The 23,005-nt window shown below is 54.0% G+C and carries 15 protein-coding genes; 12 read left to right on the top strand and 3 right to left on the bottom strand.

Annotated features, from left to right (window positions below):
* Window positions 1-152: 152 nt before the first annotated feature.
* The gene (locus NXT09_RS09170; protein WP_268579481.1) at window positions 153-1,151 is read right to left on the bottom strand and encodes a Gfo/Idh/MocA family protein; all 999 of its coding nucleotides are present in this window, start codon (window positions 1,149-1,151) and stop codon (window positions 153-155) included.
* Window positions 1,152-1,312: 161 nt separating this feature from the next.
* On the opposite strand from NXT09_RS09170, the gene rlmG reads away from it, so the two are divergent.
* Window positions 1,313-2,452, top strand: a complete 1,140-nt coding sequence (gene rlmG, locus NXT09_RS09165) for a 23S rRNA (guanine(1835)-N(2))-methyltransferase RlmG (RefSeq protein WP_268579480.1) — start codon at window positions 1,313-1,315, stop codon at window positions 2,450-2,452.
* Between the two features lie 97 nt (window positions 2,453-2,549).
* On the opposite strand, the gene NXT09_RS09160 is transcribed toward rlmG, so the two are convergent.
* Window positions 2,550-4,622, bottom strand: a complete 2,073-nt coding sequence (locus tag NXT09_RS09160; protein WP_268579479.1) for an NADPH-dependent 2,4-dienoyl-CoA reductase — start codon at window positions 4,620-4,622, stop codon at window positions 2,550-2,552.
* 215 nt (window positions 4,623-4,837) lie between these two features.
* Here NXT09_RS09160 and NXT09_RS09155 point away from each other — a divergent pair, with 215 nt between their 5' ends.
* The 10 genes from NXT09_RS09155 (at window position 4,838) to NXT09_RS09110 (ending at window position 16,532) form a co-directional block, all read left to right on the top strand.
* Window positions 4,838-5,134, top strand: coding sequence for a hypothetical protein (locus NXT09_RS09155; protein ID WP_010282972.1), 297 nt, complete (start codon window positions 4,838-4,840; stop codon window positions 5,132-5,134).
* A gap of 186 nt (window positions 5,135-5,320) precedes the next feature.
* Entirely contained in the window at window positions 5,321-5,809 is a 489-nt protein-coding gene (gene spy, locus NXT09_RS09150; protein ID WP_014914087.1) for an ATP-independent periplasmic protein-refolding chaperone Spy, read from the top strand.
* 192 nt (window positions 5,810-6,001) lie between these two features.
* A complete protein-coding gene (locus tag NXT09_RS09145) occupies window positions 6,002-7,471 on the top strand; it encodes a GGDEF domain-containing protein (protein ID WP_268579478.1) in 1,470 nt (489 codons plus the stop codon).
* A 70-nt stretch (window positions 7,472-7,541) separates the two neighbouring features.
* Complete coding sequence (gene copM / locus NXT09_RS09140; protein ID WP_268579630.1) at window positions 7,542-7,904, top strand: CopM family metallochaperone; 363 nt, start codon at window positions 7,542-7,544, stop codon at window positions 7,902-7,904.
* 314 nt (window positions 7,905-8,218) lie between these two features.
* The gene (locus tag NXT09_RS09135; RefSeq protein ID WP_268579477.1) at window positions 8,219-10,129 is read left to right on the top strand and encodes a beta-glucoside-specific PTS transporter subunit IIABC; all 1,911 of its coding nucleotides are present in this window, start codon (window positions 8,219-8,221) and stop codon (window positions 10,127-10,129) included.
* 76 nt (window positions 10,130-10,205) lie between these two features.
* Complete coding sequence (locus NXT09_RS09130) at window positions 10,206-11,450, top strand: sulfatase family protein (RefSeq protein WP_268579476.1); 1,245 nt, start codon at window positions 10,206-10,208, stop codon at window positions 11,448-11,450.
* Window positions 11,447-11,935 carry a hypothetical protein gene (locus NXT09_RS09125; RefSeq protein WP_268579475.1) on the top strand — a complete coding sequence of 163 codons (489 nt, stop codon included), beginning with the start codon at window positions 11,447-11,449 and terminating at the stop codon, window positions 11,933-11,935. The genes NXT09_RS09130 and NXT09_RS09125 overlap by 4 nt, the downstream gene beginning before the upstream one ends.
* Before the next feature lie 74 nt (window positions 11,936-12,009).
* Window positions 12,010-13,467: a sulfatase-like hydrolase/transferase gene (locus tag NXT09_RS09120; protein ID WP_268579474.1), complete on the top strand. Its 1,458-nt coding sequence runs from the start codon at window positions 12,010-12,012 to the stop codon at window positions 13,465-13,467.
* Between the two features lie 105 nt (window positions 13,468-13,572).
* Window positions 13,573-14,796 (top strand): anaerobic sulfatase maturase, encoded by a 1,224-nt coding sequence (locus NXT09_RS09115; protein WP_268579473.1) that lies wholly within the window; start codon window positions 13,573-13,575, stop codon window positions 14,794-14,796.
* Window positions 14,797-14,852: 56 nt separating this feature from the next.
* A complete protein-coding gene (locus tag NXT09_RS09110; RefSeq protein WP_268579472.1) occupies window positions 14,853-16,532 on the top strand; it encodes a sulfatase family protein in 1,680 nt (559 codons plus the stop codon).
* 74 nt (window positions 16,533-16,606) lie between these two features.
* Here NXT09_RS09110 and NXT09_RS09105 read toward each other — a convergent pair whose 3' ends face one another.
* The gene (locus NXT09_RS09105) at window positions 16,607-17,995 is read right to left on the bottom strand and encodes a glycoside hydrolase family 1 protein (RefSeq protein ID WP_205553688.1); all 1,389 of its coding nucleotides are present in this window, start codon (window positions 17,993-17,995) and stop codon (window positions 16,607-16,609) included.
* 704 nt (window positions 17,996-18,699) lie between these two features.
* Between NXT09_RS09105 and NXT09_RS09100 the strand changes: the two genes are divergently transcribed.
* Window positions 18,700-22,923, top strand: coding sequence for a sulfite reductase subunit alpha (locus tag NXT09_RS09100; RefSeq protein WP_268579471.1), 4,224 nt, complete (start codon window positions 18,700-18,702; stop codon window positions 22,921-22,923).
* The last annotated feature ends 82 nt before the right edge of the window (window positions 22,924-23,005 follow it).

The raw sequence follows: 23,005 nt of genomic DNA, 5'->3' as shown, positions 1-23,005 counted from the left end.
CTTACAACATTAATGAAGCTGTCTCATCAAGGTTGCCCGGTAACCGGATGCGTAAAGCATCGTAATGACGATTGACCGGCGGAAAAGTTACTCCCCTTTGCCTGACAGAAGATAGGTGAAAAGATGATCTTGGTCAAATAATTATCGCTGTCTTACTCCGCATTTCCCGGTGTCGCGGCATCGGCAGGAAATACGACACCCGTTTGACGGCGAATTTCCGTCAGCAGCCCCGCAACGGTGCGCGATCGTGCCAGTTCCGCATGGTTAATGTCGTTATCGTTTACCAGCGTGGCAAAGACCTCGGCTTCGTACAGCATGCTATTGATATGCTGTGGCTGGCTGAGATCCACCTGCTTGCCTTCACGCGGGATGAATTTCACGTTCTGGCATTCGGACACTTTTTCAATCACCAGCGAACCGTCTTCCCCTTGAATTTCACTGGAAATAGCGGAGTGGCTGACTTTGGAATGGATGATGGTGACATCGAAATCGCCGTAATTCAGGATGACGCAGCCATGTGCGTCTACGCCGCTTTCCAATAGCGTCGCGCTGGCCTGCGTGGTGCACGGTTCGCCCCACAGCGCCACGGCGAAGGCTAAGCAGTAGTAGCCGATATCCATGATGGAACCGTTGGAGAATGCAGGATTAAACGTGTTGGGATTCTCGCCCGCCAGATAGCGCGGGTAGCGTGAAGAATACTGGCAGTAATTCAGCACCACTTTACGCAGCCTGCCGACTTTTGGCAGCGCCTGTTGTATCACGCTAAAATTGGGCAGGCTGGCGGTTTTGAACGCTTCAAAGAGCACAACCTGATTTTCTCTGGCGCAGGCGATCATCTGTTCGACTTCATAGCGGTTGGAAGCCAGCGGTTTTTCGCAGATGACGTGCTTGCCGTGGCTCAGGAAAAGCAGTGCCTGTTCGCAATGCAGGGAATTAGGGCTGGCCAGATACACGGCGTCGATAAGATCGGATTTCGCCATGGCTTCCAGTGAATCAAACAGCGTATCCACCATGTAATCGGCTTGAAACGGCTGCGCTTTTTCTGCCGTACGTGAATAGATGGCGGTGAGCTTCAGTTTGCCGGTTTCATGGGCGGCATCAACAAACTGACGGGTGATCCAACTGGTTCCTACAATGGCGAAGCGAATCATAAGCGTTTGGTATCCTGAAGGGATGGGTAATGACTATGGAGATTATCACGGTGAAATGACAAGGCAACGTCAATCATTTCCGGTTCTGGCAGAGAAAAGCATTTACTGACGGGCTATTTTAAGGGATAAACAGCGCAAATTTTATGATGCAGGAGAGGCTAATGAGCCAACTCGAATTGGAAACGTGCAACCTGACGTTGGTGCGTTATCCTCAGGTCGCTGAAAACTCGGCGCTACAGGCGTGGGATGCCGCAGATGAATATCTGCTGCGTGAACTGGCTACCATGGAAATCGCGCCGGGTCCGCGCCTGATTTTCAATGATACGTTTGGTGCGCTGGCCTGCGGTTTACAGGCGCAATCGCCCGTCAGTATCAGCGACTCTTACCTGAGCCAACTGGCGACGCGACATAATCTGGAACTGAACGGTTATGCTGTCGATGCGGTCACGCTGCTGGATAGCATGGCGGAACTACCGGATGCGCCCGCGCTGGTAGTGATAAAAATACCGAAAACGATCGCGCTGCTGGAACATCAGTTGAGAATGTTGCGCAAGGTTGTTACGCCGCAAACGCGCATCATCGCCGGGGCGAAAGCACGGGATATTCATACCTCTACGCTGCAACTGTTTGAACGCGTGATGGGGCCGACGAAAACCTCTCTGGCCTGGAAAAAGGCGCGTCTGGTTCACTGTGAGTGGGCGGAACTCAAAGTCAGTGAGCAGTCACTTACTACTGAGTGGGAGCTGGATGGCTACGGCTATCGCATTCAAAACCTGGCTAACGTGTATTCGCGTAATGGGTTGGATATCGGCGCACGCTTCTTTATGCAGCATTTGCCGGAACAGCTAGACGGTAAGATCATCGATCTCGGCTGTGGCAACGGCGTCATCGGGCTGGCAGCGCTGAAAGCCAACCCAGAAGCCACCGTCGGCTTCTTCGATGAATCCTACATGGCGGTAGCATCGAGCCAGACGAACGTTGAGGTTAACTGCCCGCAGGATATCGAGCGCTGTAGCTTCGTGGTGAACCACGGATTGGCCCGTGTGAAGCGAGATACGTTGCAGGCGGTGTTGTGTAATCCGCCATTCCACCAGCAGCAGGCGGTGACGGACGAAATCGCCTGGCAGATGTTTATGGATGCCCGCCGCTGCCTGCAGGTCGGCGGAGAACTGCGCATTGTGGGGAATCGCCATCTGGATTATTTCCACAAGCTGAAGCGTCTGTTCGGTAACTGTGAAACCCTCGCCAGCAACACGAAGTTCGCGGTACTGCGCGCCGTGAAAACGGGCTCGTCCCGCTAAGCGGCTCCTGCTTCGTGAGGCTGAATTAGCCTCACGAAGCGGAATCTGTTTCGCAAAACTGACTTTTCTTCTCTACGAACTTAGTGTGTCCCACGAACTACAATATTAACGCCAGCCGGGTAGCCTGATCGATCGCTCTGCGTGCGTCTAATTCCTGCGCCACATCGGCACCGCCAATCAAATGAACGTGACACCCAGCAGCGAGTAAAGGGTCATACAGCTTACGGTTAGGTTCCTGACCGGCACAAATAATGATGTTATCCACTGGCAAACAGCGCATTTGCTGGTCGTGGATAATGTGCAGCCCCTCATCATCAATATGGTGATATTCCACGCCGCCCAGCAGCGTTACGCCGTGGCGCAGCAGCGTGGTGCGATGTATCCAGCCTGTCGTTTTCCCCAGATTTTCACCGGGCTTGCCGGTCTTCCGCTGTAATACGGTAATGTCCCGCTGGTGGGGAAGCCCGTCAGGCTGATGAGGTAGCAGGCCGCCCCGGTGCTGCAATTGTTTATCGATGCCCCATTCCGCATAAAAATCGCCATGTCCCGCTTGAGAAGGCTGGGGATTAAGACGATGGTTCTTGCTAAGAAGGCTGTTATCGTTAAGAAGGCTATTCTCGTTAAGAAGATAGTGCGCGGTATCAAAGCCGATGCCACCTGCGCCGATAATCGCGACCCGTTTGCCGACGGGCTTTTTGTCGCGCAGCACGTCCAGATAGCTCAGCACGCTAGGGTGATCGATACCTGCAATCGCGGGAATACGCGGCACGATACCACAGGCCAGAATCACGTCATCAAAACCAAGTAAATCGGCGGCGGTTGCCTGCGTGCTCAGGCGAAGCGTGACGCCGAGCAGCTCTAGCTGCCGACGGTAGTAGCGCAGCGTTTCATAAAATTCGGCTTTGCCGGGTATCTGTTTGGCAATATTGAACTGTCCGCCGATATAGGAAGACGATTCGAACAGCGTGACCTGATGGCCGCGTGCGGCTGCGTTGACGGCGAAAGCCATGCCAGCAGGCCCCGCACCAACCACCGCAAAGCGTTTACCGACTCTGGCGGGCTGGATTGGCAGTTCAGTTTCGTGGCAGGCGCGCGGGTTGACCAGACAGGACGTGACCTTGCCAGCAAAAATCTGATCGAGGCAGGCCTGATTACAGCCGATACAGGTATTGATTTCATCTGCACGTCCCGACTGCGCTTTTGCTACCAGTTCCGCATCGGCGAGAAAAGGGCGCGCCATCGACACCATGTCGGCACAGCCTTCGGCTAAAAGCTGTTCCGCGACGCCAGGATCGTTGATGCGGTTGGTGGTAATCAGCGGGATGCGGACTTTCCCCATCAGCTTCTGCGTGACCCAGCCGAAGGCGCCGCGCGGCACCAGCGTGGCGATAGTTGGAATTCGTGCTTCATGCCAGCCGATACCGGTATTGATGAGCGTGGCACCTGCCTGCTCAATCGCCTGCGCCAGTTGCACAATTTCTTGCCAGCTTGATCCTTCTTCTATCAGGTCGAGCATCGATAAACGGTAAATCAGGATGAAGCCCGGCCCCGTTCGTTCCCTAACGGCGCGAACAATCTCAAGCGCGAAGCGGCTACGGCGCTGGAAATCGCCGCCCCATTCATCATCGCGATGGTTGGTGTGCGTCACCAGAAACTGATTAATCAGGTAGCCTTCCGATCCCATAATTTCCACGCCGTCGTAACCCGCCTGCTGCGCCAGCGCGGCGCAACGGGCAAAGTCGTCGATGGTTTGCACAATATCCTGCGTACTCATTTCTCGTGGTGCAAAGCGGTTAATCGGTGCCTGAATAGCCGATGGCGCGACCGGATCGGGCTGATAGCTGTAGCGTCCGGCGTGGAGAATTTGTAGCGCGATCTTCCCGCCCGCGTCGTGTACCGCCTGCGTCAGCACCTGATGATGCGCCAGCTGCGCCTCGTCATGCAGCGTCGCGCCGCCTTTGGCAACAGCACCTTTGGCGTTTGGCGCAATGCCGCCTGTGACAATCAGGCCGACGCCGCCCTGCGCCCGCTCACGGTAAAATGCCGCCAGCCTTTCGGTGCCGTCCGGGTGTTCTTCCAGACCGGTATGCATGGATCCCATCACCACACGGTTCTTTAACGTCGTGAAGCCAAGATCGAGTGGGGAAAGCAGCGTGGGGTAGGCAGTCATTGCACTCTCCGGTGAAGTTAACTGGTCTGATGAGTCATGGTGTTCAATCTAGCCGTAATTGAGGGAGTTGTGAAATTTATGTTTCTTTATTGTGATTGATGTCATTGCGAATCGTGGGGAGAAACGCGTGCAGGCAAGGGATCGTACGCTGGAGTATTTGTTGTCGGGGGCGTGTGACATTATAATCCGCGAGTTTATTGGGCAAAGGTATCGTTATGCGGGTGGAAGAGTTGGAATATCGACTGGATAGCGCGCTTCGGGCGTTAGAGCAAAGCGTTCAACGTCAGCAACAGACGTGGCGGCAGGAACATCAGTCCCTCCAGCAGCAGTTGCTTCAGGCGAAAGAGCGTGACGCTTACCTTTGTGCGCAGATTGAACGGCTCTCTGCACAGCTGAGCTCGATGGATAGCTCGCCGGAGCGTAATCCGCTGATTCAGAAAATGAAGGTCGTTCATGCCCATCTTGATGTGTTGGCACAAGAAGCCAGCGCCTTTAGGCGTTCACTGCGGTAACGCGTTAACGCAATCCTTCCGCTTCCTTACACAATTCCTCCTCATTCTCCATAATTGCCGCAAATGTGGAGCCGACACTTGCAGAGATTTACCCTTGCTCTAATTAACTGAAGGTGTCGGGCCTATACTTTCTCTCGTAGCACGGCACTCGCCGTCGACAAGTCAATTCAGAGAGAGGAATAGAATATGCGTAAACTCACTGCAATGCTGGTTGCTTCTTCTTTGGCATTGGGCGCGGCAGGTATCGCGCATGCTAATGACGCACCGAAAGGTCCTGGCCCGGAACACAAGATGATGATGAAAGAGGGTCGGGAGCATCGTGGCATGATGGGGCCGGATGCGATGTTTAAGGAGCTGAATTTGACGGAAGCGCAGAAGCAGCAAATTAAAGACATCATGAAAGAGTCCCGCGAGAAAATGCACAAAGCGATGCAAGACGATCGTCGTGATATGCATAGCCTGGTCGCATCCGATACGTTTGATGCTGCAAAAGCACAGGCACAGTTGGATAAAGCCGACGCCGCGCACAAGGCCAGAATGCTTAACGGACTGGAAACCAAGAACAAAATTTACAACGTTCTGACGCCAGAGCAGAAAAAGCAGTATAACGACAATTTTGAAAAACGACTGACTCAACCACCAAAACCTGACGGCAAGCCTGTCCCTGCGGAATAACGCGTCCGCAAGATAACTCACTGAGTCAACAAGACCACCGGATTGACGTATTACCTTACGGGTAATGCCTCGGTCCGGTGGTTTTTTATTTATTTTCCCGCCGCCATCGCACTGTGAGTAGGGAAATGATTAATGCTATTCTCACGCGGAGACAGCAGGTGAAATGATCGGACAGCGGGCGGTAAAGGACAGATGAATCACGATTTGACGTTGAAAAATATAAAGTTCATGCCGCTGCTGTTTCTGACCACTCTGGTAGTGAGCTGTCTGGGATTTCGGTTTCGGGTGTTGGATGAACTGTCGCTGTTTTGGCCCGCCAACATTCTGGTGTTTTGCCTCATGATCATTTTCAGAGCCAGAAAAGGGACGATAACAGATAAAACGCTCTCTATCTGTAGCGGTTTTTTGGTGAGTTATGCGGCGATGCTGTCGGCCGCGTTACTGATGGATAATAGCTCGCCGTTAAAAACCAAGGTGCTGTTATGTTTGTGCAATATGGTTTTTGTGGTGACGGCCTGGTGCGCCTTTTGCCTGATGTGTCGGTTTACCGGAAAGTGGTCGACATTTGAAAAATTCAGCAAATATTACGTCTATATTATTTTCGCTGCGACGTTTGTCGGCGCGTTCTTATCCGGCGTGGCGTATGGGGTTTATGCGTATGTTTACGATACGGGAAACCGCTATGCCGAGTTTATGGACTGGTTCAGCGAACAGCTGGGAACCGGTATTATCCTCGCGTTCTTTTTCCTGCGGGGTAAAGACATCCTGCGCGCGTTACGGAATATTCCGCTGTGCCCTAAGAGCATCAGAGAAAATATCTTTCCCTTTTTGGTCTTCATCATTTTCTTATTAGTGAGCCTCTTTTTCCTTGATGCCAGCCTGATTACGTTGTCCGTTATTCCACTCACGCTGTGTGCGTTCAATTACTCTTTTCCGATCATGTCGCTGCTCTGTGCGATTACCGGCGTAATACTGAATTATCTCTATATTAATCAGGTCGGTATACTCATCAATTCGAATTCCGAAGCGTACATTAATTCGTTTCTTACCACGGCAAGGCTGAACATCGCGATGTTAATTATGGCGATGTTAAGCGTCTCTCATTTTGTTTCGATGAATCGGCGACTGATAAAAATCATCGAAAGCAGCAGCCTGAAGGATGCACTCACGAATACCTTCAATCGTCGCGCTTTTCTCAGCATGTTGAATGGACGGCAGGGCGTGCTGATGAATAAGAAAAAGCGCCAATTAACGCTGCTGTTTCTGGATATCGATTATTTTAAGCAGGTCAACGATACCTACGGTCATGCCTGCGGCGATGAACTGATCGCCAGCTTTGCCCGTATGCTGAGCGCCACGATTCGTCCGAGCGACATCCTTTGCCGCTGGGGTGGGGAGGAGTTCGTGATTGCGGCTTATGACCTGACGGCTGAGCAATCCGAAGCGATGGCTGAAGCGCTGCGGCATCTTACGGAATCCACGGCGCTGAGACTGTCCGACGGCCGGGAAATCCGTTTTACGACCAGTATTGGCGTTGCCACGTTTCCCCAGTATGAAGGCGGCAATATTTACGATCTGATCGGGCTGGCGGACGAGCAGTTGTATAAAGCGAAGGCGCAGGGGCGTAATCGTGTCTGTATGCGTCTGGTCGAAGAGGTCTGACTCTTCCCTTGACCTTCCCCTTACTGGAACGTCTACCCTCAACCGTACTGTGACTGATTGAGGGGTTATGATGAAGAAAGTCCATTTGTTATTAACGGCAGCGTTGCTGGTTCCGTTTCTCTCGTTCGCGGCCGACAGCGCGCATAGCGGCCACGGTGCTACGAACGACGCGTCGTCCTCCCAGCAGGCATATATGAAAGGGATGGATGCGATGCATAGTGAGATGATGGAAGGGATGCAGTCCAGCGACCCTGATATTGCCTTTGCCAAAGGGATGATTGCGCATCACCGCGGCGCGATTGATATGGCAAAAACGGAGCTGCAATACGGCAAAGACCCGGAACTGCGCAAGCTGGCGGAAGAGATTATCAAAGCCCAGCAGCCGGAGATCGACCAAATGGAAGCCTGGTTGAAGAAGCAAGGCAAACAGTAAATGTGCCGATGGCGCTTCTCCTGAGAGGCGTCATTTTTTTATCAGGCCGTGGAAGTGAGTGGCTTCGCCCGATTGGTAAAAATTTAGTGACTGTTTTCACAGAATAAAACGTAGAGATAGCTTTCTCAGCGTGAACTTGTTAGAAAACAGGAAAGGACGTCACCAGAATTTTCTGGGCGAGACCTGGATAAAGCAGCGTATAGCACGCTGCTTTATCCAGGTTTTTTTTTGCTTATTTTCCAGCTGGCCAGCGGACAACAAGCGGGATGACGTGTATCAGGCAGTTGCAGCCATTGACGAAACGGGAAGTCATTATGAATAGCAAAGTGCTCGCTGAAAATATTCTGAGGTTGGTCGGAGGGGAGAGGAACGTTTCTACTCTGGTGCATTGTGCAACACGCTTGCGCTTTAAGATTGTCGATCACGATAAGGTGGATGTGGCTGCGCTTGAGGCGCTGGAAGGCGTCATTACTGTTATCAACGCATCAGGGCAATTGCAGGTGGTGATCGGGAACCGCGTGCCGGAGGTGTACCGCGCGTTTGGTGCGATCTCCAAACTGCTGGAGGATGGCGGAGAGAAACGTCAGGCAGTAGAAAGTGAGGCATCGACGTCTGCGATGGGGCGGCTGATCGATCTGGTTGCCGGGATCTTTACTCCATTGCTGGGGGCTATGGCGGCGGCAGGTGTGCTAAAAGGGGCGCTAGCTATCGTCATTGCGCTCGGCTGGCTGAATACCAAAGAAAGCACCTATGTCATTCTGCATGCGGCGTCCGACAGCCTGTTCTACTTCCTGCCGATGCTGCTGGCGATTACCTCCGCGCGTAAATTTGAAACCAACATTTTTGTGGCGGTGTCGATTGCCGGTGCGCTGGTTTACCCGACGATTCAGGGATTGTTTGATGCCGGTCAGCCCGTGACGTTCTTCGGCCTGCCCGTCGTGATGATGAAATACACCTCCTCGGTGATTCCGATTATCTTCAGCGTGTGGCTGATGTCGTATATCGAGCGTTTCCTGAATCGCCATATTCACGAAAGCGTGCGCAATATTCTGACGCCATTCTTCCTGCTGGTGCTGATGGTGCCGCTAACGCTGATGACCATTGGGCCGATTGGTATCTCGGCCAGTAAGTTGATTGCGTCTGTGTTTGTCAGTATCTACAGCTTCAACCCGATTATTGCCGGGGCGCTGATTGCGGCGGCATGGCAGATTTTAGTGATCTTCGGCGTGCATTGGGGCTTCGTGACCGTGTTTATTAATGACCTTTCGGTCATGGGACACAGCTACCTCAAAGCGGCATCCAGCCCGTCGGTCTTCGCTCAGTCTGGTGCGCTGTTGGGCGTCATGGTGCGTACCAAAGATAAAAAGCTCAAAGCGCTGGCGGGCAGTACCTTTATCGCCTCGCTGTTTGGTATCACGGAACCTGGTGTTTACGGCGTCACGCTGAAGCTGAAAAAACCGTTTATCTGTGCGGTGATCGCTGCTGCACTGGGGGGCGCGATCGTCGGTTACGCGAAAAGCTCGGCGATCTCCATGGGAATGCCCGGCTTGCTGACGCTGCCGATTTTCTACGGCGAAGGCTTTATCGGGTTCCTCATCGGCTGTGCGATTGCTTTCGTGGCCAGTTTTGTCCTGACGGTTATCGTTGGGTTTGATGAACCGACGCAGCCTGCCGAGAGTACGCCTGCTCCCACGCATTCACCTACCACGACACCGGCTGCGCCAGTATCGCGCCAGCACGCCAATGCGTTGCCGCTGAAAGACGCACCGGAGACGGCGGAACAGCTGGGGTCGCCGGCAAAAGGTGAACTGATCTCACTGGAAGAGGTAAATGACAAGGTGTTCTCTTCCGGCGTCGTCGGGCAGGGCATTGCCATTCTGCCACAGGAAGGTCGTATCTATTCGCCGGTGGACGGCATGATTGCCAGCACGTTTGCCAGCGGTCACGCCGTTGGCATTCTCTCGCAAAATGGTGCGGAGATTCTGATTCATGTCGGCATCAATACGGTACAGCTGGAAGGTCAGCATTATCAGATGCATGTTGCGGAAGGCGATAAGGTGACAAAAGGCCAACTGCTGCTGGAGTTCGATCTGGACGCGATCCAGAAGGCGGGCTACGACATCGTGACGCCGATGGTGATTACGAATGCGGAAGAATATCGCGTATTCAGCCTGGGGGCTGCACGTCAGCAGCAGGCCGGAGAGACGGTTATTGCGCTGGCGTAGGATGATGGATGATAAGAGCATTTACCGCCACATAACGTGTGGCGGTGTGCAGCTCAAGACGTCTGAGGAAACCTAAATGATGAAGACGACACCGCTGGTCGCGGCGATGTTGGCGGCATTTTCACTGTCCGGTCAGGCGGTGAGTGCCGATTTTTCCGCTCAGATTGCCAGCCCGCGCCCGAATGTGGTGCTGATTGTGGCGGAGGACATGAATCCCCGTCTGGGCGCATACGGGGATACGCAAGCGCGAACACCGAATCTGGACGCGCTGGCAAAAGAGTCCGTTGTCTTTACGCAGGCCTTTACGATGGCAGGTGTATCGGCACCGTCACGAGCGGGGCTGATTACCGGCATGTTTCAACATACCACCGGGTTGCAGCACATGCGCACGGCGACCCGACCTGCTGGCGGCTATTTAGGCGTGCCGCCTTCTTACGTGAAAGGCTATCCGGAACTGCTGCGCCGCAGCGGTTACTTCACCTATAACGACACCAAGACGGATTACCAGTTTACGAAAGGTCATGCCGATGTTGGCCCTTTCACCCTGTGGACGCAACACGGGGAGTACAGCAACATGGACGATCTGCATATTCAGCTGGCCTGGCGTAATTATGATCTGAAGGGCAAGCCGTTCTTCATGAATTTCAACCCGCAGATTACGCATGAATCGGCGCTCTTTACGGCGGAAAACCACCCAGCAGGTCAATCACGCTTCGTCAAACAGTGGGATACCTTCCGCCAGCAATACCGTTATACGCCAACGGATCCGCAAAGTCTGAAACTGGAGCCTTATCTGCGGGATACGCCGCAAACCCGACAGGAACTGGCGCAGCATTACGACAATATTCATATTATGGATATGCAGGTCGGTAAGCTGTTGGACGGGCTGAAAAAGGACGGGCTGTGGGATAACACCATCGTCATTTTCACGGCGGATAACGGCGATGGGATCCCGCGTCATAAGCGTGAGGGCTACGACTCCGGCACTCATGTCCCGCTGATCGTGCATATCCCTGAGAAATATCGCCCGGCAGGCTGGTTGGCGGAAGGGAGCAAGAACGATCGGCTGGTGTCGTTCGAGGATCTGGCACCGACCATTCTGGGGTTTGCCGACATCAAACAGCCTGACTATATGCGCGGTATCAGTCTGGCGCAGGATTTCGCGCCGCAGCGCCAGTTTGTCTACGGCGTGCGGGGGCGGATGGATGAATACGACATGCGCGCCTATTTTGTCCGAGATCGTGACTATCAATATGTCCGTAATCTGGCGACCACGCCGGGGGCATCGGCATTGCTTTCCGCAACGCGCTCGGATCGATGAAAGATTTGAATGCGGCGCACGATCAGCACCAGCTAAGTGCCGAGCAGCAAAGCTGGTTTGCCGATCGTCCGGCGGAAGAGCTTTACGATCTGCAACGCGATCCTTTGCAGTTGCACAACTTAGCGGCCGATCCTGCCCAACACGTTGTATTGATGCGGATGCGTGAGGAAATGGATCGCTGGCGTAACCGGGCGAACGACATGAATCTGATTGCGGAAGATCAGATGGTGGCGGATTTGCTGGATGAGCAGGGCAAGCAGCGCGCCACGCTGACGCCCGTGGCGCAGTGGGATGCGGTCAGCCACAAAATTTATCTGGCTAACCGCACGCAGGATGCCTCCATTGGCTATAGCTGGGATGGCAAAGAGTGGGAGCTGTACACGGGCAGTATCACGCCGCTGAAGAGCGCATCGCAGCTGCAATTCAAGGCGATCCGCTATGGCTGGCAGGAAAGCCCGGTCGGTACATTGCCCATTCAGCCGTGAAAACCGATATGTGTATCTGTTCACATACCTTGATGATGTGAGAAAAGCTAAAACGACACTCTGGGGGATGGAAGATGATGAAGAAACAGGTCATGGCGCTCTCTATCGCGACGGCGCTGCTGGCTGGGCCGGCGGCCGCTACGGCGGCGCAGGCTAAGCCGAATGTGATCATCCTGTTTACCGATGATATGGGGTGGGCCGATATGTCGGTACAGGGCGCGAAAACGCCGACGCCTCATCTGGATAAGCTGGCGGCAACAGGGCAGCGCTGGACCAATTTTTATGTCTCTTCGGCGATCTCTTCTCCCAGCCGCGGCGGATTGATGACGGGCCGCGTCGAAACCAAAACCGGGCTATACGGCACGAAAATTCCCGGCGTGTTTATGGATGAAGATCCTGATGGTTTCCCCGACGATGAAATCAGCATGGCGGAATCACTCCAGCACAACGGATATCGCACCATCATGTACGGCAAATGGCATTTAGGGACGCAGTCGAATGCGTTTCCGACGCGCCACGGTTTTGACGAATGGTACGGGATCCCGACCAGCAACGATCGCTTCAGCACCGTTGTCGATCAGGTGGAGATGAATCGGCTGGCAAGCACCGATCCGAAAAGGCGTGAACTGCTGAGTAAAATGGAAGCGATCAACCGTGCGCCGCAGCAGGAATACTGGAACGTGCCGCTTTATCACTCCTACAAAGACAAGGGAAAGCTGGTCGATTACGCCGTACCGCAGGGCTTCCAGCAGGCCAGTTTTACCAAGGATGTAACGAACAAGGCGGTGCAGTACATTGCCGACAATAAAGATCAGCCGTTCTTTATGTATATGGCTTACCAGCAGACCCACGTACCGTTGTTTACCTCACCGGAATTTAAAGGCAAAGGGCATAACCCTTACGGCGATGTGATGCTGGAGATCGACTGGTCGGTGGGGCAGATCTATCAGGCGCTGGAAGCGAACAAGCTGGCGGAAAACACCATCGTGATTTTTACCTCCGACAACGGCCCGTGGTTGCAGTATGACAAAGACGGTTTGGCCGGCTCGGCACTGCCGCTGCGTTCGGGTAAAAGCACCGTATTTGAAGGGGGGCAGCGCGTGCCGTTTATCGTGAACTGGAAATCCCATATCGCGCCGAAAGTGGTGGATGATATCGGCAGTACGCTAGATCTTCTGCCGACGCTGATGAAGATCACTGGTAGCCAGCATGCCCAGCGCGATCTGGACGGCGTGGATCTCAGCGCCGCCTTCCTGAACGGAAAACCGAGCGCGCGTACCTTCATGCCATATTTCTATTGGGGCAAGATGGATGCCTATCGTGACGGCGACTACAAGGTGGTCTTCCGTGACAAGAAAGCGGGTATTCCGGTCGATCTGGAAAAACCGCTCATGTTCAACTTGCGCGATGACGTCTCTGAACAGCACGATCTGTCGGCGAAAGAGCCGGATCGCTATCGGGCGTTGATTGAGAAAGCGCGGGCGTATGAACAGTCGCTGGGTGAGAAGAAACCGCCGCTGTTCGATCTGTAATCGCAAACGATCCGCCGACCAGGAGGTTGGCGGTGATTTTCTCAGGAAAGAGAATCCTCTCAGGGAAAGAACATCGTGTAGCCAGTAAGTTACGTTGAGGTACCAATGAGTCAGTCTATTGCCAATTTTCAGTTGATGGCCAAGCCTTCAGGGTCCGTGTGCAATATCGATTGCTCATACTGTTTTTATCTGGAGAAGGAACATCTTTATCCCGAGCGAAAAAGCCGCTGGAAGATGGATGGTGATACGCTGGAAAACTATGTGCGACAGAACATCAGTAGCCAGCAGGCACCCGTTGTTGATTTTCCGTGGCAAGGCGGCGAACCGACGCTGCTGGGCATCGATTTCTTCCGTGAAGCGGTACGGCTACAGAACCAATATCGTGGCACAAAGCAGATCAATAATTTCTTTCAGACCAACGGCACCAATATTGATGACGACTGGGCGCGTTTTCTGAAAGAGAACCAGTTTCTGGTGGGGTTGTCGATTGACGGTGACCGTATCAGCAATGATACGCATCGCCTCACGCGGGCAGGGAAAAGCACCTTTGATGACGTGATGAAGGGGCTGGAGGCGCTGAAGCGTCATCGGGTCGAGTTTAATACCCTGACGGTGGTGAATGCGGAAAACGTGAAACGCCCGCTGGACGTCTACCAGTTTCTGAAACGCATCGGCAGCCGCTACATGCAGTTCATTCCGCTGGTGGAGCGCCGCGCTGCCGAGCCGGATGACAACGGACTGGTGCTGATTCAGCCGGACTTTTCGGGCCAGTGCAGCGTGACGGAGTGGTCAGCGCCTGCCAAAGCCTATGGCCGTTTCCTGAATACGATCTTTGACCATTGGGTTCAGCACGATCTGGGCAATGTGTTTGTCATGAACTTCGAGCAAACGCTGACCAAAATGACCGGGCAGCTTAGCGCCTGCGTTATCAACGAAACCTGTGGCGGCAACCTGATTGTTGAAGCAAATGGCGATGTGTATTCCTGCGACCATTTCGTTTATCCCGAAAATAAGCTCGGCAATATTAATCAGGACGATCTGGCATCGCTGGTGAATTCGCCGCAAAACCTCGCCTTTGGTGAAAATAAGCGAAAAAACATCAGCAAAGATTGCCTGAACTGCGAAGTGAAAGCGGTTTGTCATGGCGGCTGCCCGAAGCATCGGTTTGAAATTTCCAGCGATGGGCGACCGAATAAAAACTATTTCTGCGATGGCTTTAAAACGCACCTATTCCATGTGTTACCACGCATGAATGCCTTGCTCTCTCAATTGGGACGCCAGGAATCGATGAAGAAAATAAGAAGGAATATAAAAGCCGAGTTTTATTAACCGATGCCGAATACTCTTCGAGCGCTCTGGGAAGGGATGGCATAAAAGGAAAAATAATGAAAAGAAACAGACTTCTGGCCGCGATTACGCTGGCCTGTATGCAAGCGGCAGGGGGACAGGCTGCCGCGGCGACTTCTCCTGCAACGACGATGCCGTCGGCGGATGGTAAACAACCAAACGTGGTTTATATCATTCTTGACGATCAGCGCTACGACGCGTTCGGCTTCCTGAACTCGGCTATTCACACGCCGAATATGGATAGCATCGCCAAAGAAGGGACGTATTTTAAGAATGCGTTCGTGACTACTTCGCTGTGCTCTCCCAGCCGCGCCAGTATTCTGACGGGAATGTACGTGCATAATCATGGGGTATCGGATAACAATCCGTCCGATCTCTCTCATCTGAACTATTTCCCGGAACTGCTGCGCGACAACGGCTATCAGACCGGTTTCTTTGGCAAATGGCACTTCGGCGGCGCGGATAAAACGGCCACGAAAGGCTTCGCCGGCTTCGATCGCTGGGTAGGGCTGCTGGGACAAGGCAGCTATTATCCGGTTGATAACTATGGCAAGCCGACCATGCTCAATATTGATGGCAAGATGGTGCCGCAAAAAGGCTACATCACCGATGAGCTGACGGATTACGCCGTAGACTGGCTGAACACGCTCGATAAGAAAAAGCCGTTCATGATGTATCTGTCGCATAAAGGCGTGCACTCCGATTTCCTGCCCGCCAAACGCCACCGTGGCAGTATGAAAGAAGTGACGTTCCCTGTGCCGGATACCTATGCCGATACGCCGGAAAACTATGCCGGCAAGCCGATGTGGGTGAAGAACCAGCGTAACAGCTGGCACGGCGTGGATTATCCCTACAACACGGATATGGATCTTCAGCAGTATCAGCGCGACTACTATGAAACGCTGCGCTCGGTGGATGACAGCGTAGGGCGAGTGCGCGACTGGCTGCAAAAACAGGGGCTGGATAAGAACACCATTATCATGGTGATGGGGGATAACGGCTTTATGTTCGGCGAACATGGGCTGATCGATAAGCGTAATGCCTATGAAGAGTCGATCCGCGTGCCGCTGATTGCCTCCGGGCCGGGCTTCGCCAAAGACAAAGTGGTGGAAGACATCGTCAGAAACATCGACGTGGCACCAACCATTCTGGAAGCCGCAGGCGTTGCCGCGCCGAAGCATTACGACGGTCAGAGCTTCTGGCGTCTGGGGCTGGATGGCTATACCGTGCCGAAGCGCAAAGACTACTTCGTCTATGAATATTTCTGGGAATACAGCTTCCCACAGACGCCAACCACGTTTGCGATCCGCACGCCGGAATACAAATACATCCAATATTACGGCGTGTGGGATAAAGAAGAGCTTTACGACATGCAGAACGATCGGGAAGAGAAGCACAACCTGATCGATTCGACCGATGAAAAGATCGTGAATGTCAAAATCGCGCTGCGCAAAAAGCTGTATGAAGAGCTGAGTAATCGACAGGGGAAAAATGTGATCCCCTATAACCAGCGTACAGGGCAAGGACAGGTCTATCGCTATGAAGGCACCGGTGAGCAGCTTGCGCCGTTCCCACGCGAATGGCTGAAAGGGTACAACCACGAGGAGATTCTCGCCGGGTTTATCCCCGATCAGGTCGGTAAAGAAGCGAAGGTGAAAGCCTCGAACGACGCGGTGAAAAAGAGTGAGCCGCTGCTGAAAGAACTGATGGATAAATAATCCAGCGTAATAAATCAGACGGCGCTGTGTGAATACGCCGTCTGATTTTCTCTCTCATCTGATGTGCTATAGCGTTACAGCGATTTTCCGTTGCTGTTAATCACATCCTGATACCAGTAGAAGCTGTCTTTGCGCCGACGCTCCAGTGTGCCTTTGCCGTCATCATCGCGATCCACATGAATAAAGCCGTAGCGTTTTGACATCTGTGCCGTCCCCGCGCTGACCAGATCGATCGGCCCCCAACTGGTGTAGCCCAGCAGCTCGACGCCATCGTCGATGGCTTCACGTACCTGAATCAGATGGCGACGCAGGTAATCAATGCGGTAGCTGTCGTGAATGCTGCCGTCCTCTTCCACCACGTCGCGTGCGCCCAGCCCGTTTTCCACGATGAACAGCGGCTTCTGATAGCGGTCATACAGCTCGTTCAGCAGGAAGCGCAGGCCTTCGGGGTCAATCTGCCAGCCCCATTCGGAGGCTTCAAGGTGCGGATTAGGAATCAGACGGATGATATTGCCGCGCGAGGACTGATATTTCTCTGGCTCGAAGGTCGCGCAGCCGCTCATGTAATAGCTGAAGGAGACAAAGTCTACGGTGTGGCTCAGATCGTCCTTATCCTGCGCGGTAATGGTAAGTTCGACGCCATTTTCCCGGAAATAGCGCTGGATCCAGGCAGGATAGGTGCCGCGTACCTGCACATCGCCGAAGAACAGCCATTCACGGTTCTTGCTCTGCGCTTCCAGCACATCTTTCGGATGGCAGGTCATGGGGTAGCGTACCGCGCCCAATAGCATGTTGCCGATTTTGGCATCCGGGATAATCTCGTGACAGGCTTTCACCGCGCGTGCGCTGGCAACCAGTTGGTGGTGAATAGCCTGATAAATCTCTTGTTTCGAGGGTTCACCGCCCAGCCCGATGCCCGTAAAGGGCGAGTGCAGCGCCATGTTGATTTCATTGAAGGTCAGCCAGTACTTCACCTTGTCTTTATAGCGGCTGAAAACGGTACGCGCATACTTCTCAAAATGGTCGATGACGGCACGGTTGCCCCAGCCTCCCAGTTTTTTCACCAGCCCGTAAGGCATTTCATAATGCGACAGCGTAATCAGCGGCTGAATCTGATGCTTCGCCATTTCATCGAACAGACGATCGTAGAAGGCCAAACCGGCTTCACAGGGCTCGGCTTCATCCCCTTCGGGGTAAATGCGCGTCCAGGCAATCGAGGTGCGCAACACCTTGAACCCCATTTCGGCAAACAGCTGAATATCCTGCGGATACTGATGATAAAAATCGATGGCCCGATCTTTGATGCAGCTAATACTCTCATCGCGTTCCGTCACCGGACCATGTACGCCCTGTAGCTGAAGATCGGAGGTGGATACGCCTTTACCGTCTTCATTCCATGCGCCTTCAACCTGGTTTGCTGCAACTGAACCGCCCCATAAAAATCCGTCGGGGAATGCTTTCATGGTATTTCTCCTCATCGTTTTCTACATCATTACGCTGCGCCGGGCTGTGGCTCCGCGTCGGGAACCGCCGAATGACAGGCAAAAAAAAACTTGGGCAGAAAAGAGTATCACTACTCACCTCTGCCCAAGTCTCGCCCGCCATTGGCGGTAACGTCTTGTTAGAACACTATACAATCCTGAATCTCTGCGGCAATGCTCCCGTCTGGTTATGTGACGCGAGTCACGTCATCTTTGTTGGCGTCCCCTTTCACACCGGAATGGCAGGGCTATCAGCCGATCGGTCGCTGATTTATCCTGCTCCCCCGCAGTAAGCCGGTAAATCATGTTCGTGGTGTACCGGTTCTTCTTCATCGACGTGCATAACGGAAGGAGCAGATGAACCAGAAGTGAGCGGCTGTCTCTGGTCCTGCACCATCGTGATGCAGACTCGTTGCACGACATTCCCTCGTTTCCCCCTCTCTCTCGCTATATCTGGCCGTGCATAACGGTGGCACGCAACTTGCTTCTCAAACATATAGCGATTCCGCAGGCTTACCTCAACGGTGAGTGAAGCCTCGGTCAGGACAACGGCGTCCACATCATCATGCTTTTCGCATTACGGCGAGAGCAGGGGGGGGGTGGACGTTTTTTTATGTCTGGATTCGTCAGGTTCAGCCTTTCTTTAACTACGAGGTTGTGATACGTCGGTCCGATGGGAGTCAGTCATGAATGCCAAATCCTCTGCGTGTGTAAAGAGTGTTTGCCCTTACTGTGGGGTCGGTTGCGGTGTGGTGATGGAAGTAAAAGATAATCGCGTGATCAAGGTGTCAGGCGACAAGACGCATCCCACCAACTTTGGTCGACTGTGTACTAAGGGAAATACGAGTGGTCAGGCTCTCGCTGAATCAGGACGGTTGGAGTACGCCTACCTGCGTGTGGATCGTCAGCACGAATCAGTTAGGGTTGATATGGGGAAGGCCATCAAGGAAACCGCGCGGCGGTTACGGGCGATCATTGATACCCACGGCCCTGATGCCGTGTCGCTTTACGTCTCCGGCCAGATGTCGCTGGAATCCCAATATCTGGCGAATAAACTTGCTAAGGGCTTTATCGGGACGAATAACATTGAGTCGAACTCGCGCCTGTGTATGGCCAGTGCGGGGAGCGGCTACAAGCTCTCTCTGGGGTCGGATGGGCCACCGGGCTCCTATCAGGATTTTGAACATGCCGATGTCTTTTTTGTCATCGGTGCGAACATGGCCGACTGCCACCCCATCCTTTTCCTGCGGATGATGGAGCGCGTTAAAGCAGGCGCTAAGCTCATTGTGGTTGACCCGCGCCGCAATGCTACGGCGGACAAAGCGAATCTGTTCCTGCAAATCAAGCCCGGTACGGATTTGGCGCTACTCAATGGCCTGCTGTATCTGCTTGTCCAGAATGGGCATACCGATCCCGCATTTATCGCTGAGTTCACCGAAGGGTGCGAGGCGATGCCTGAGTTCCTTGACGACTATCGCCCAGAGACGGTGGCGGAGATCACCGGGCTACCAGAGGCCGACATCCGCAAGGCGGCGGAATGGATTGGTACCGCGCCGGAGTGGATGAGTTGCTGGACGATGGGGCTTAACCAAAGCACGCACGGCACCTGGAATACCAATGCGATCTGTAACTTGCATTTAGCCACTGGCGCGATTTGTCGCCCTGGGAGCGGCCCATTTTCTCTGACGGGGCAGCCCAATGCGATGGGCGGGCGTGAAATGGGCTATATGGGGATGGGATTACCGGGGCAACGTTCGGTACTGGTGGAGAAAGATCGCGCGGCGATTGAAGCCCTCTGGAACGTCCCTGCTGGCACGTTGCGCACCGATCTGGTCGGAGGCACCGTCGCCATGTTTGAAGACATGATGGCGGGCAAGATCAAGGCGTGCTGGATTATCTGCACCAATCCGGTCGCCACGGTCCCCAATCGTCAGAACGTGATTGCCGGGTTGCAAGCTGCTGAGCTGGTTATCACACAAGATGCGTTTCTCGATACCGAGACTAACCGTTATGCCGATATTTTGCTGCCCGGTGCGCTGTGGGCTGAAGCGGAAGGCGTGATGATCAACTCCGAGCGAAATTTGACGCTAATGCAAAAGGCCGTTGAACCGCCCGGCGAAGCGATGGCTGACTGGCAAATCATTGCTAACGTGGCCTGCGAGATGGGCTATGCGCAGGGGTTTAGCTACAGCTCGGCATCTGAGGTGTTTGAAGAAATCAAGCAGTTCTGGAACCCGAAAACCGGCTACGACATTCGTGGTGCCAGCTATGAGCGCTTACGGCAGGCGCCGTTGCAGTGGCCCTGTCCCCCTGATGATAAGCAAGATCGTCACCCCATTCGCTATCTTAATGACGGCGTGAGCCAGACGCGTAAAGACCTACCGGACGGCACGCGGCCGCGTCTTGTTTTTGCGACCGAAAGCGGTAAAGGGGTATTCCTGCCTCGACCGCACATGCCACCTGCCGACATGCCGGATGGGGATTTTCAGTTCGTGTTGAATACGGGGCGCTTACAGCACCAGTGGCACACGATGACGAAAACCGGAAAGATTCCAGCGCTCAACAAGCTCAACCCAGGGCCTTTTATCGAAGTGCATCCCGAAGATGCCATCGCGCTTGGCATTCAGGATAAGGATTGTGTGGAAGTCCGTTCACGTCGAGGGCGTGCCGTCCTTCCTGCCATCGTTACTGATCGAGTACGTCCCGGCAACTGCTTTGCGCCTTTCCACTGGAATGATGTCTTTGGTGACGATCTGGCGATTAACGCGGTCACTAGTGACGCCATTGACCCGATTTCCCAGCAGCCTGAATTCAAGTTCTCTGCGGTGGCGCTGGCGCGGATCGCTGAACCATCCGCGCGTCTTTCTCCAGAGCGGGAGAGCCATTCTGCTGCTGTTCCCGTCTCGGAACAGACTGAGGCGGGTACGCCGAATAACGACATCAAGGAACTCGACATGAAACACATTGATGCGCTGGCCACGCTACTTGGTCTTGATGCGCCTCCGGCGGTGACGCTGAGTACGCACGAACAGCATTATCTGCAAGGGTATATTGCGGCTTTGCGTACCGACGCATCACGATTGGCTGGTGGCGTACCCGTGCTGCCTGCTACCGCACCATTGGAACCCTCAAGGCGCCTGATGCTCGACGGCATGCTAGCGGGGCTTTTTGCTCGCACCTGGCTGCCTAATGACGGCATCGCGTCGCGACCCATGTCCTCTCCTGTGGTCGCGGCAGCGACATCACCGTCACCTGTTTTGATTTTATGGGCATCATCGACGGGTAATGCGGAAGGCTTTGCAGCGCAGTGCGCCGAACGTCTGAAAGCGGAGGGGCATGCTGTGACGCTGTCCGAGATGGATAGCGTCAAGAGTGGAGATCTGCCTGCAACGCCGCGCGTGCTCTTTATCGCCAGCACGTTTGGCGACGGCGATCCTCCCGATAATGGTACGAATTTATGGACGGCATTGCAGGCGGAAACGGCCCCCAAACTGGCTGATGTGACGTTCGCCGTGCTGGCATTGGGGGATTCAAACTACGACCAGTTTTGCGGCTTTGGCCGTCGGCTCGATGCACGGCTGGAGGCACTGGGTGCGAAGCGTCTATTAGCTCGAATCGACTGCGAGCCTGACTATCAGGAGGCGGCAACCGCCTGGCTGGACAGTATGGTTAACGTGCTTGCAGGAGCACATGCGCCAGCGGCAAGTCACATGGCTACCGCGGCGACAGCGGTACTGGCTGATGGGGATGAAGAGCGTGTGCTAGCGCCTGCCGTGGCAGCGGCTTCTACCTTCAGCAGGAATGCACCTCTGCCAGCACGCCTTGCCATCAATCAACGACTTAATGCACCGGGCGCGGAAAAAGAGACCCGACAATTTGCCTTTGATATTTCAGGCTGCGATATGAGTTACGAGGCGGGTGATGCGCTCGGCATCTGGCCAACGAACAGCCCCGAGCTGGTAAGCGATATGCTCTCCGCACTCAACCTTTCGCCTGCCACTATGGTGACCGTCAAGGATAAAGGCGAAATGACGCTTGCCGAGGCATTATCTCAGCATGTCGAGATTGCCCGTATCACGCCGGAGATCTTGCAGTTTGTTCGTGAACGTTCGGGCCATCCTGTTCTTGTCGATCTGTTGAAAGAAGAACGCAAGGATGAGCTTAAGCAGTGGCTGTGGGGACGGCAGATTATCGATTTACTACGGGCGTTTCCGATTCAGGTTCAGGCTGACGAATGGTTGGCCGTGCTCAAGCGCATTCAGCCGCGCTTATACTCGATCTCGTCCAGCCCGAAAGTCACACCGCATCAGATCCACCTGACGGTCTCGACGGTGCGCTATAGCATGGAGGGCAAACAACGTGGTGGTGTGTGTTCAACCTTTCTGGCTGACCGAGCTGTAGAGTCGACAGCGGTGCCCATTTTCATCCAAAAGTCCGCCCATTTTCGCATACCGAAACATGCTGGTACACCAATCATCATGGTGGGGGCAGGCACGGGCATCGCACCTTTCCGCGCTTTTCTGCAAGAGCGCCGGGCGACGAAAGCCCAAGGTAAGAACTGGCTTTTTTTTGGTGAGCAACGCGCCGCGACCGATTTCTACTATCGTGATGAACTGGAGGAGATTCAGCGTGATGGTTACCTGCACCGATTGGATACGGCCTTTTCGCGTGACCAAAGCGAGAAAATTTATGTGCAGCACCGTATGTGCGAACAGGGCGCTGAACTGTGGCACTGGCTAGAAGAGGGGGCGTATTTCTACGTGTGTGGCGATGCCAGTCGCATGGCTAAGGATGTTGATTTAGCGCTCCGGCAGGTGGTACAGGTTCATGGTGTAATGAGTAGTGACGACGCGGCAGCCTATGTTGCCAAAATGGCGCAGGACAAACGCTATGTCCGCGACGTGTACTGAGTTTGCAGTGACTTTTGCTGTTATCAGGCGCATTGCCTGATGTGTGACATTATTCTTGAGGTCGATGCGTTAGGTGTTTTAC

The sequence above is a fragment of the Pectobacterium jejuense genome, from assembly GCF_026800125.1.
GTDB classification, from domain to species: Bacteria; Pseudomonadota; Gammaproteobacteria; order Enterobacterales; family Enterobacteriaceae; genus Pectobacterium; species Pectobacterium jejuense.
This window is presented reverse-complemented; position numbering and strand designations above follow the sequence as displayed.